The organism is Neotamlana laminarinivorans (genome assembly GCF_020523925.1).
Classification (GTDB): domain Bacteria; phylum Bacteroidota; class Bacteroidia; order Flavobacteriales; family Flavobacteriaceae; genus Neotamlana; species Neotamlana laminarinivorans.
This window is the reverse complement of sequence record NZ_JAJAPW010000001.1, coordinates 199,313-211,168: the sequence shown is the minus strand read 5'-3', so window position 1 is coordinate 211,168 and position 11,856 is coordinate 199,313. Positions and strand designations below refer to the sequence as shown.

Below are 11,856 nucleotides of genomic sequence, written 5' to 3'. Positions count from 1 at the left end.
CTCGTTAAAGATTTTGATTATTTCAATAATTTTTCGTCAATTAGCAACAAACAGACATTTTTAGGTATAGTTTTTGCCTTTAGTAAAATGTTTTATTATTTTTAATGCAGAAAGGACACAAGATATGGATGATAATTTTTCACCAAGAGTAAAAGATGTAATCGCATTTAGTAAAGAAGAAGCTTTGCGTTTGGGGCACGATTTTATAGGTACCGAACACTTAATGCTTGGTTTACTTCGCGATGGCAATGGTAAAGCAATAAATATTTTAAATGCCCTAGATATTGATTTAAATCATTTAAGACGTAAAGTTGAAATTTTAAGTCCGGCAAACCCAAGTATTTCTGTTGCTTCAAACCAGAAAAAGAATTTACATTTAACAAGACAAGCAGAACGTGCTTTAAAAACAACATTTCTAGAGGCTAAGCTTTTTCAGAGTACCTCTATTAATACAGCGCACTTGTTACTTTGTATTTTACGAAACGAAAACGACCCAACTACTAAACTTTTAAACAAGCTAAAAGTTGACTACGACAATGTTAAAGAACAATTTAAATTTATGATTACAAATAATGATAATAATTATATAGAACCTAAATCAGAGTCTTTTCAAGACGATGATACAGCATCTGGCGACGATGGTTCTAAAGATGTATTTAATACACCATCAAACAAGTCTAACAAAAAATCTAAAACTCCTGTTTTAGACAATTTTGGCCGTGATTTAACAGCTTTAGCCGAGGAAGGTAAATTAGATCCTGTTGTTGGTCGAGAAAAAGAAATTGAACGCGTATCTCAGGTTTTAAGTAGACGAAAGAAAAATAATCCGTTACTAATTGGTGAACCTGGTGTTGGTAAATCCGCCATTGCAGAAGGCTTAGCACTTAGAATTGTAAAACGTAAAGTATCGCGTATTTTATTTAATAAACGCGTTGTTACCTTAGATTTAGCAAGCTTAGTTGCAGGCACTAAATACCGTGGACAGTTTGAAGAACGCATGAAAGCCGTAATGAACGAACTTGAAAAAAATGACGACGTTATTTTATTTATCGATGAAATTCATACTATTGTAGGTGCCGGTGGCGCTACAGGTAGTTTAGATGCTTCAAATATGTTTAAACCTGCATTAGCAAGAGGTGAAATTCAATGTATTGGAGCTACTACACTTGATGAATATAGACAATACATAGAAAAAGATGGTGCTTTAGAGCGTCGTTTTCAAAAAGTAATTGTAGAGCCTACAAGTGTTGAAGAAACTATTGAAATATTAAACAACATTAAAGGTAAATACGAAGAACACCATAACGTTGATTACACACCAGAAGCCATTGAAGCCTGTGTTAAATTAACTAATAGGTACATGTCTGAACGATTTTTACCAGACAAAGCCATTGATGCTCTAGATGAAGCAGGTTCTCGCGTTCACATAACTAACATTGATGTTCCTAAACAAATTATTGAGTTAGAAAAACAGCTTGAAGATATAAAAGAACTTAAAAGCGCCGTAGTTCGTAAACAAAAATATGAAGAAGCTGCGCGTTTAAGAGATGATGAAAAACGTTTAGAAAAAGAATTATCTATAGCTCAAGAAAAATGGGAAGAAGACACGAAACAACATCGTGAAATTGTAACCGAAGATAATGTAGCTGATGTTATTTCTATGATGACGGGCGTACCTGTTAATCGTATTGCACAAACCGAAATTAACAAACTTGCCGAATTACCAAACCTTATAAAAGGCAAAGTAATTGGTCAAGATGATGCAGTAGCTAAAGTAGTTAAAGCTATACAACGTAACCGAGCAGGTTTAAAAGATCCTAACAAGCCTATTGGCTCTTTCATATTCTTAGGGCAAACAGGTGTTGGTAAAACTCAATTAGCCAAAATACTATCGCGTGAATTATTTGATAGTGAAGATTCTCTTGTTAGAATAGATATGAGTGAATACATGGAAAAATTTGCAATTTCCAGATTAGTGGGTGCACCTCCAGGATACGTTGGTTACGAAGAAGGTGGACAATTAACAGAAAAAGTACGCAGAAAACCTTACGCTGTTGTGCTTTTAGATGAAATTGAAAAAGCACATCCAGATGTATTTAATATGTTACTTCAAGTTTTAGATGATGGCTATTTAACCGATAGCTTAGGTAGAAAAATTGATTTTAGAAACACCATTATTATAATGACCTCTAATATTGGTGCTAGAAAATTAAAAGACTTTGGTACAGGTATTGGTTTTGGTACAGCATCACAAAAAGCACAAGAAGCCGAAAATGCACGAGGTGTTATAGAAAATTCGTTAAAAAAATCGTTTGCTCCAGAGTTCTTGAACAGAATTGATGACGTAATTGTATTTAATGCTTTAGAAAAAGAAGACATAAGTAAAATTATTGATATTGAGTTAAAGAAACTATTAAGCAGAATTAATGGCTTAGGTTATAATTTAACATTAACCGATGCTGCAAAAGATTTTATAGCCGATAAAGGTTTTGATAAACAATATGGTGCAAGACCATTAAAGAGAGCTATACAAAAGTATGTTGAAGATACTTTAGCTGAAGAAATTGTTGCTTCTAATTTACAGGAAGGCGATGGCATAAAATTAGATTTTGATGAAAACAAGGACGAATTAGTTATTTCTATTGATAAAGCTAAAAAATCTACAGAATCTTAATAAATTCCTAAATTATAGTTCTATGTAAGCCCAAAAGTGTACTTTTGGGCTTTTTTCTTACAGACAAGTTATGATAAAAGCCCTAAATCTTGAAATAGGAACAGTAAAAATTTATAAAAGCTATTTAATAGTTGAAATAAATGAAGGCGAGACCATTACAGAAACATCTAATAATATTTTAATAGATATTGCTGATGCCTACTACCCTACAAAACCTTTTGTGTATATTTCTAACAGAATAAATTCTTATGCTGTAAATCCAGTGGTTTACACTAAAACATCGCAAATACCAAACTTAGCTGGGTTTTCTGTGGTATCTAGTAATAATTTATCTTTAAATAATGCCGAAGTGGAAAAATTATTTGTAAATAAACCTTTTGAAATTTTTACAGATCTAAACGAAGCTATTATTTGGGCTGAAAATATTGTAACTAATTATAATAAAAGTCTTTAAAATTAACTTATTCACTTTTAGGTACGCGTAAAAGCAAAACTATACCTATTAAAAAGAATATGAATAAAAATAAAATACCGTTACGCATGCTTCCTGTAATTTGGTCAATAAAGGCAAAAATTACCATGCCAATTACTATTCCAATTTTCTCTGCAACATCGTAAAAACTGAAATATGAAGTTGAATCTTCGGTCTCTGGCAAAAACTTAGAATAAGTAGATCGAGATAAAGATTGAATACCTCCCATTACCAACCCAACAATACTGGCTGCAATATAAAATTGAACAGGCGTTTTCATAAAAAAAGCATAAAAACATAAACTCATCCAAATTAAATTTATAATTATAAGTGTTTTTATATTTCCAAATTTAGATGATGCTTTTGATGTTAAAAATGCGCCTAAAATTGCAACAAGTTGAATAATTAAAATACTTCCAATTAGTCCAGTTGTTTTGGCATCGTCGTTACCCCAAGCAATTTCTTCTTCACCAAAATAAACTGCAACCAACATAATGGTTTGTACCGCCATGCTAAACACAAAAAAAGCATATAAGTATCGTTTTAATCTTAAGTTCTGTTTAAGTTGTTTCCATACTTGTTTTAACTCTTTTAAACCATTAAATAATATTGCTTTAGTAATTTTATTTCCTGATGAAACACCTTTTGGTAACCAATAAAAACTGTATTGACTAAAACCTATCCACCAGATACCTACAGTAATAAAAGAGTAACGCATCATATCCATTTTTGCACCACCATCCTCTTGACTCATCACCATTATTAAATTTACTACAAGTAAAATAACGCTACCAAAATAGCCTAAACTAAAACCTTTTGCGCTTATACTATCCTGTTGTTCCTCGAAAGCAATATCAGGCAAATACGAATTATAAAACACTAAACTTCCCCAATAGCCTATTAAACCCATAAAATAAAAAAGAACGCTTAAATAAATCCTATCTAAACTAAACCAGTACAACCCAATACAACCTGCACCACCTAGATAACAAAAGAATTTCATAAAATTCTTTTTATTACCAACATAGTCTGCTATACCAGATAAAATAGGCGATGTAAAAGCAACTACTAAAAATGTAAAAGCAGTTACAAAAGTTATTAAAGCTGTGCTTTTAAATTCTATACCAAAAGCTTCAATAGTTTTTATTTCTGATATAAATAATGCTGAATAAAATATTGGAAAAATTGAAGAGGCAATAGTTAAAGTGTAAACTGAGTTTGCCCAATCGTAAAAGGCCCAAGCGTTTAAAAGTTTTTTACTTCCTTTTTTAAGTGTTGTCATAATAAAATAAAAAAAGCTGCCAATGTATTTTATTGACAGCTTCTAAAGTAATTAAATATTTTAAACTAAAAGTCTCCTAACGGTCTAAATGAAGATACTCCATATTTTTCTGCTTCTTTTTTTGCATGAGGTGACAAAGATTTTAAGTTTGCTATTCTAGAATCGTTACTTGGGTGAGTGCTTAAAAACTCTGGTGTAGATTGCCCTCCACTATGTGCTTTCATACGTTCCCACAACACAGAAGCTTCATCTGGATTATAACCTGCAATTGCCATTAAATAAATGCCAATTTTATCTGCTTCAGTTTCATGACTTCTACTAAAAGGTAACATACCTGCCACATTGGATACTACACCAAAAGATTGATTAAATATGCTTAAAGCTTGTTGGTCGCTTGATAAAGCTACATTTCCTGCAACAGCTAAACCTTGTTGTAAATAAGCAGCACTCATACGTTGTTGCCCGTGGTTTGCTAATGCATGAGCTACTTCGTGCCCCATTATGGCAGCAACACCTGTTTCGTTATCTGCAATTGGCAAAATACCTGTATAAAAAGCAATTTTTCCTCCTGGCATACACCAAGCGTTAACCTGCTCAGACTCTATTAATTTATACTCCCATTTATAATCGTTTAAATAGCCTTCAAAACCATTTGCTGTTAAATAACGTTCTGCAGCAACTGCTATACGTTGCCCTACTCTAGTTATCATTTCAGATTGAGAGGTTCCTGTAATAACTTTGCTTTCTGTTAACACCTGATTATATTGTGAAAAAGATGATGGAAACAACTGGTCGTTAGAAACAAAGGCCATTGTTTTTTTACCAGTAAACGGATTGGTTGCACAGGAAATCATTAAAAAAAGTACTCCCACCGCTATTAATATTTTTTTTGTATTCATTATTATATGGTTTTAATAGATTATAAAAATAGTAAATCAATGTCGTATTTTATGACACATTTTAACTTAATTAGTCACAACTCAAATTAAACATAAAATTATTAGTTCAACCTGTTATTTTGTATCCATAAATACGACTTAACGTAAAAATAATTTACATGAAAAAGATATTATTCATTTTTACAACGTTGCTAATATTTAACTGTAAAGGCGAATCGCAAAACAAAAACTCTAAAGAAACTTTTAAGGTTACTAAAACAGAAGCAGAATGGAAAGCTCAGTTAACAGACATGGAATTTTATGTATTAAGGCAAGCCGGAACGGAGCGCGCTTTTAGTAGCGAGTTAAACAAAAATAAAGAAGAAGGCACCTATGTTTGCAAAGGTTGTAATACGCCTTTATTTGAAAGCCAACACAAGTTTAATTCTGGTACTGGTTGGCCTAGTTTTGATAGAGAAATTAAAGGTAATGTAGCTTTTTCTACAGATTATAAAATTGGTTATGCTAGAACTGAAGAACACTGTGCGGTTTGTGGCGGGCATTTAGGACATGTTTTTAATGATGGCCCTCGAGATACTACAGGTAAACGTCATTGTATAAATGGTGCTGCCTTAAAATTTATACCAAAAGAATAGTTTTATAGCGTTTTACTTGTTAATTTTCATTATTACATTAAAATATGATATGGAAAGTTACCTAACAAGTATTACAAAACAATTTGAATATTATAAAAGTTTAGGCGATAAAACCCTTGAACAATTAACATTCGACGATACGCAATGGCAAAGCCATGAAAACTCCAATAGCATTGCCGTAATAGTTAAACATTTGTCTGGCAACATGTTAAGCCGTTGAACAAATTTTTTAACTGAAGATGGCGAAAAAGATTGGCGCAATAGAGATGAAGAGTTTATTGATTCCTTTATCTCTTATGAAGCACTAATTGCTGCTTGGGAAAGTGGTTGGTCTTGTTTATTTAAAACCATTTCTTCTTTAAATGAAACCAATCTAAATCAAATAATTTACATTAGAAACGGTGGTCACACAGTAATTGAAGCTATAAACAGACAACTAGCGCATTACAGTTATCATATTGGGCAAATTGTTTTTCTTGGAAAACTGTTAAAGGGTTACGAATGGAAATCTCTATCTATTCCAAAAGGCGATTCAAAAGCATACAATGCTTCAAAGTTTAGTCAAGAAAAAGAAAATCGTCATTTTACCGACGATTTATAAAACTATTCAATGTTTCTGTTTTTAAACGGACGTATAATAAGTCGTGCTTCTCTATCAAAACGAATATAATTGTAAACCCAATTTATAAAAACAACCATGCGGTTTCTAAAACCAATTAAAAAGAATAAGTGTACAAACATCCAAACAAACCAAGCAAAAACACCTTGAAACTTAAATTTCTTTAAATCTACAACTGCTTTATTTCTTCCTATTGTTGCCATTGCGCCTTTATCTGTGTATTCAAAAGGCTTCATAGGTTTATTATCAACAAGTTTAATTAAATTATCGCCTAATTGTTCTCCTTGCTGTATTGCTGGTTGCGCCATCATTGGTAATCCATGAGGGAAATCTTCAGTTTTCATGCAAGCAATATCTCCAACAGCAAAAATATTATCAAACCCTTTTACTTGGTTAAATTTATTTACAACCATTCGGTTTCCTCTAGTTATAAAATCTTCACTATTTAAACCTTTTATAGTTTCACCTTTTACACCCGCTGCCCAAACTACTGTTTTAGCATTTAACAAAAGTTCGCCATTTGTAGTTACGGTTTCGCCATCATAGTTTGTTACACGAACATTTTTCCAGATATTAACACCTAATTTCTCTAAAAAATCTTCTGCCTTTTGTGAGGCAATTTCACTCATTCCTTTTAAAATACGATCTCCAGATTGAATAATATGAATTTGCGCCATTCTCGTATCTAAATCAGGGTAATCTTTAGGTAAAATGCCTTTTTTAATTTCGGCTAAGGCACCGGCTAGCTCTACCCCCGTGGGGCCGCCACCAACAATAACAAAATTCATTAAGGCGTTGCGTTCGTTTAAATCTGAAGTTAGCAAAGCATCTTCAAAGTTTTCCAGAATTAAACTTCTTAAATTTAGCGATTGCGGTATGGTTTTCATGGCCATACTGTTTTTCTCTATTTCAGTATTTCCAAAATAGTTGGTAACCGATCCAGATGCAACAACTAAATAATCAAAATCTAAATCTCCTATATTGGTAATTACACGTTCGTTTTCTGTATCAATTTCTTCAACATTAGCCAATCTAAAATAAAAATTAGGAAAATTTTGTAATACCTTTCGTATAGGATATGCAATAGAATCTGGCTCTAACCCTCCAGTTGAAACTTGATATAACAGTGGTTGAAACGTATGATAATTATGTTTGTCTAATAAAACAACTTGCGCTTCTTGTTTTGCTAATTTTTTTGCTAGTGCAACACCAGCAAAACCACCTCCAATAATTACAACTCTTGGGAAACTCGTTTTGGGAATATTCATAAATTAAATCTTTCGATACAAATGTAAGATTAAAGATATAAAATTAAAGCCTTCTAAATTCATTATTAAAAATCGATTTCGTAAATTCGTACTCTAAAATTTAACAAATGAATAAATACGATATTATTGTTCTTGGTAGTGGACCAGGAGGTTACGTTACTGCTATTAGAGCATCTCAACTAGGTTTTAAAACCGCTATTATTGAAAAAGAAAATCTTGGTGGTGTTTGTTTAAATTGGGGTTGTATCCCTACAAAAGCTTTATTAAAATCTGCTCAAGTATTTGAATACTTAAAGCACGCTGAAGATTACGGTTTAAACGTAAAAGAAGCTTCGCATGATTTTGATGCTGTTGTAAAACGCAGTCGTGGTGTTGCAGATGGTATGAGCAAAGGTGTTCAGTTTTTAATGAAGAAGAACAAAATAGACGTTATTAATGGTTATGGTAAAATAAAACCAGGTAAAAAAGTAGATGTTGATGGAACTGAGTATAGTGCCGATAACATTATTATTGCTACTGGTGCTCGTTCTAGAGAATTACCAAGCTTACCGCAAGATGGTAAAAAAGTAATTGGTTACCGTGAAGCCATGAGTTTACCAAAACAACCTAAGAAAATGATTGTTGTTGGTTCTGGTGCTATTGGTGTAGAGTTTGCATATTTCTACAACTCTATGGGAACCGAAGTAACTATTGTTGAATATTTACCAAATATTGTTCCTGTTGAAGACGAAGACGTATCGAAACAAGTAGAGCGTTCGTTTAAAAAGAATGGTATTAATATTATGACATCGGCCGAAGTAACAAGTGTTGATACTTCTGGAGACGGTGTAAAAGCTACCGTAAAAACTAAAAAAGGCGAAGAAATTCTTGAAGCCGATATTATTTTAAGTGCTGTTGGTATTAAAACTAATATTGAAAACATAGGATTAGAAGATGTTGGAATTGTAGTAGATAGAGATAAAATTTTAGTTAACGATTTTTACCAAACTAATATTCCTGGTTATTTCGCTATTGGCGATGTTACACCTGGCGCTGCTTTAGCTCACGTAGCTTCTGCTGAAGGTATTATTTGTGTTGAAAAATTAGCGGGAATGCATGTTGAAGCTTTAGACTATGGTAATATTCCTGGTTGTACTTATTGTACTCCTGAAATTGCATCAGTTGGTTTAACAGAAAAAGCAGCAAGAGAAAAAGGATTAGATATTAAAGTTGGAAAATTCCCATTCTCTGCATCTGGTAAAGCAAGTGCTGGCGGAAACAAAGAAGGTTTTGTAAAAGTAATTTTTGATGCTAAATATGGCGAATGGTTAGGTTGCCATATGGTTGGTGCTGCAGTAACAGATATGATTGCTGAAGCCGTTGTTGCAAGAAAATTAGAAACTACTGGACATGAAATTTTAAAAGCTGTTCACCCTCACCCAACCATGAGTGAAGCGGTTATGGAAGCTGTAGCTGATGCTTACGATGAATGTATACACATATAAGTAAAGTAGTATTTATAAAAAAAAGGGCTCAATATAAATATTGAGCCTTTTTTTGTTGTTGCAATTAAGAAATTAACCATAACCATCTAACCAAACCATAACAATATAATTGCAACATAAGTTAAAACCATAAGCAATTTGGGGCTAAAAACATTATTTCCCTCTTTTAATGTTTTTAATTGTGTGCTTATTTGATTCTTTAAATAATTTTCTAGAATGATAGTAACGAACCGTCATTACAATAATGAAAACAATTTGTAAACTAATAATAACAAGTGCGAATTTATCTATCATCTTATAAATTATTCAAACGAATCTTTATTATAAGACACAGCACTTTTTAAAAGGTCACAAGTTTTATTCTAAAATTTCAATTTTTTTATTGGAAATGTATTTTATTGGGTAGACTACTTTTTTATCGGCAAAACGAATTACCATGCTAATACTCTCAATAGCAATAATAACACCTTCTTCTCCGTCTATAGATACTCTTTGGCCTATTTTAAAATTCTTTTTAGAATAAAATCCTAAAAGTAAACGTAAAATAATATCGCGAGAACCTAAACCAAAAGCTATTGTAAAGGCTGCTAGTACAGCTCCTAATATTAAAAATATATTTTTTGTAATAATCTCGGTATCTAAACCTGCTTGGTTTAATGCTAATATAGACACCATTAAAGCAACAAGAATAAAAACCACTTGACTAATGGCTTTAGACCCTCCAACGTCTACAGCTTTTAATAACGAGCGAATAGACTCTTTTAAATAGTTAGCTCCATAAATACCAAAAACAAAAATGGCTAATGCTGTAAATATTTTTGGTAAAAAGTTTATTAGTTTACTTACTTCGTTACTTATAAAACTTAATCCTAAAAAGTCTGAACCTACTATTAAAAAAATGAGTATTAAAAACCATTTTACAAATATTAATATAACTTTATCTAGTTGTATATTAAAATTAGATCCGAATAAAGGTGTTTCGTTTAACTTTTCAGATAGTACATCTATCTTGGTAAATTTTAAAGATTTTTTTACCACAAACATAACCGCTTTAAGTATTAACCATGCTGCAATAATTAAAGCTATGGCTAATAATAACTTTGGCAATGCATTGTAAACGTTGTTACCTATAGTTTCTAGAAGTGTAAAATCTAGCTTAATTGTATTCATTGTAAAGGGTTATTATGGGTTTAATTAATTTGTTTTTTATCTTCATTAAAATCATCCTCATCATTATTTTTTAAAAAATCGGCAACTGCATCTGGGTATTTAATTACCATCAAATCTGTAAAATCTAAAGCTAGTTTTACAATATCAATATCATTCATTACCCTTTCTTTGATAATGTCTGGTAGCTTTTCATTATGTATTACTTTTTTAAACGGATTTTCCATAATCAAAAGTCATTATAAATTTTAACTAATCGTTCTTTGGCTCTACTTAAGCGCATTTTAACAGCACTTTTACCAATACCTAAAGCGTTTTGAATATCTTCAATAGATAAATCGTCTTGATATTTCATAAACAAAATCATTTTATCATTGGGATTTATTAGCTCTAAACTTTTTTGAAGTTTATCGGCTTTCATGCTAAAAATAACTTCTTCATCAATTTCTTCAACCTCTTTAGAGTAATTTCCTAAATCATCTGCTATTAAAAATTTATCTCTGCGCTTTTTTTGTTCGCGCTGCACATAATTAACACAATGATTATAGGTGAATGAGTATACCCATGTTGAGAATTTAGATTTGAAATTAAACATTTTTAACTTTACAAAAAGCTTCACAAAAATGTCGTGGGCTAAATCTTGAGCTTCTTCTTTGTTTTTAACAAAACTAAGGCACTTATGGTAAACAGTTTCTGAATACCTATCGTAGATAACAGAAAACAATTCGGCACTTTTTGATTGAATGATTAAAGCTACAAGCTTTTCATCTTCTAAGGATTTATCTATCTTTAATTCTTCCAATGCAAAAATAAGGTTCAATTACATTGTGACACAGTATAGTTAACTGAGTCACATAAATATACGGTTTAATCTAAAAAGCTTTTTATCGCCAATTCGTAGCTTAACATACCAAAACCTAAAATTACACCTTTTGCATTTGGTGAAATATAAGATTGATGCCTAAACGATTCGCGGCCAAAAGTGTTAGAAATATGTACTTCTACAACAGGAGTTTCTATACCTTTAATGGCGTCACCCAAACCTATGGAAGTATGCGTGTAAGCACCAGCATTTAATATAACTCCATCAAAACTAAAACCTACCTCATGCAACTTATTTATAAGCTCCCCTTCTACGTTAGATTGGTAATAACTAATCTCAACCTTGGGGAATTTAGACTTTAAATCCTCTAAATAATCTTCAAAGGTTAAGCTACCGTAAATTTCGGGTTCGCGTTTACCCAATAAGTTTAAATTTGGTCCGTTAATTATGATAAGTTTTTTCATAAAGTAAATGTAAAAAATTTGAAATTATTCAACATACCTTCTAAACAGATATTTTAGTAATTTTGAAGA

At 31.7% G+C, this 11,856-nt stretch carries 11 protein-coding genes and 1 pseudogene; 5 read left to right on the top strand and 7 right to left on the bottom strand.

Features of this window, described 5'->3' with window-relative positions; genetic code table 11:
- Positions 1-124 precede the first annotated feature (124 nt).
- Together LG649_RS01000 and LG649_RS00995 are read left to right on the top strand one after the other, a co-directional pair.
- Positions 125-2,674 (top strand): ATP-dependent Clp protease ATP-binding subunit, encoded by a 2,550-nt coding sequence (locus LG649_RS01000; RefSeq protein WP_226540028.1) that lies wholly within the window; start codon positions 125-127, stop codon positions 2,672-2,674.
- Between the two features lie 70 nt (positions 2,675-2,744).
- Positions 2,745-3,128 carry a hypothetical protein gene (locus tag LG649_RS00995; RefSeq protein WP_226540026.1) on the top strand — a complete coding sequence of 128 codons (384 nt, stop codon included), beginning with the start codon at positions 2,745-2,747 and terminating at the stop codon, positions 3,126-3,128.
- 7 nt (positions 3,129-3,135) lie between these two features.
- Here LG649_RS00995 and LG649_RS00990 read toward each other — a convergent pair whose 3' ends face one another.
- Entirely contained in the window at positions 3,136-4,428 is a 1,293-nt protein-coding gene (locus LG649_RS00990) for an MFS transporter (RefSeq protein WP_226540024.1), read from the bottom strand.
- Between the two features lie 65 nt (positions 4,429-4,493).
- The gene (locus LG649_RS00985; RefSeq protein WP_226540022.1) at positions 4,494-5,327 is read right to left on the bottom strand and encodes a M48 family metallopeptidase; all 834 of its coding nucleotides are present in this window, start codon (positions 5,325-5,327) and stop codon (positions 4,494-4,496) included.
- A 158-nt stretch (positions 5,328-5,485) separates the two neighbouring features.
- Between LG649_RS00985 and msrB the strand changes: the two genes are divergently transcribed.
- Positions 5,486-5,962: a peptide-methionine (R)-S-oxide reductase MsrB gene (gene msrB / locus LG649_RS00980; RefSeq protein WP_226540020.1), complete on the top strand. Its 477-nt coding sequence runs from the start codon at positions 5,486-5,488 to the stop codon at positions 5,960-5,962.
- 49 nt (positions 5,963-6,011) lie between these two features.
- A pseudogene (locus tag LG649_RS00975) lies at positions 6,012-6,563 on the top strand (DUF1572 family protein).
- A gap of 2 nt (positions 6,564-6,565) precedes the next feature.
- Here LG649_RS00975 and LG649_RS00970 read toward each other — a convergent pair.
- Positions 6,566-7,849: an NAD(P)/FAD-dependent oxidoreductase gene (locus tag LG649_RS00970; protein WP_226540018.1), complete on the bottom strand. Its 1,284-nt coding sequence runs from the start codon at positions 7,847-7,849 to the stop codon at positions 6,566-6,568.
- 107 nt (positions 7,850-7,956) lie between these two features.
- Between LG649_RS00970 and lpdA the strand changes: the two genes are divergently transcribed.
- Positions 7,957-9,333, top strand: a complete 1,377-nt coding sequence (gene lpdA, locus LG649_RS00965; RefSeq protein WP_226540017.1) for a dihydrolipoyl dehydrogenase — start codon at positions 7,957-7,959, stop codon at positions 9,331-9,333.
- A 357-nt stretch (positions 9,334-9,690) separates the two neighbouring features.
- On the opposite strand, the gene LG649_RS00960 is transcribed toward lpdA, so the two are convergent.
- The 4 genes from LG649_RS00960 to aroQ form a co-directional block, all read right to left on the bottom strand.
- Positions 9,691-10,503 (bottom strand): mechanosensitive ion channel family protein, encoded by an 813-nt coding sequence (locus LG649_RS00960; protein ID WP_226540015.1) that lies wholly within the window; start codon positions 10,501-10,503, stop codon positions 9,691-9,693.
- Between the two features lie 20 nt (positions 10,504-10,523).
- Positions 10,524-10,727, bottom strand: coding sequence for a hypothetical protein (locus tag LG649_RS00955; RefSeq protein WP_226540013.1), 204 nt, complete (start codon positions 10,725-10,727; stop codon positions 10,524-10,526).
- A gap of 2 nt (positions 10,728-10,729) precedes the next feature.
- Complete coding sequence (locus tag LG649_RS00950) at positions 10,730-11,302, bottom strand: RNA polymerase sigma factor (protein WP_226540011.1); 573 nt, start codon at positions 11,300-11,302, stop codon at positions 10,730-10,732.
- 65 nt (positions 11,303-11,367) lie between these two features.
- Positions 11,368-11,787, bottom strand: a complete 420-nt coding sequence (gene aroQ, locus LG649_RS00945; protein ID WP_226540009.1) for a type II 3-dehydroquinate dehydratase — start codon at positions 11,785-11,787, stop codon at positions 11,368-11,370.
- Positions 11,788-11,856 lie beyond the last annotated feature (69 nt).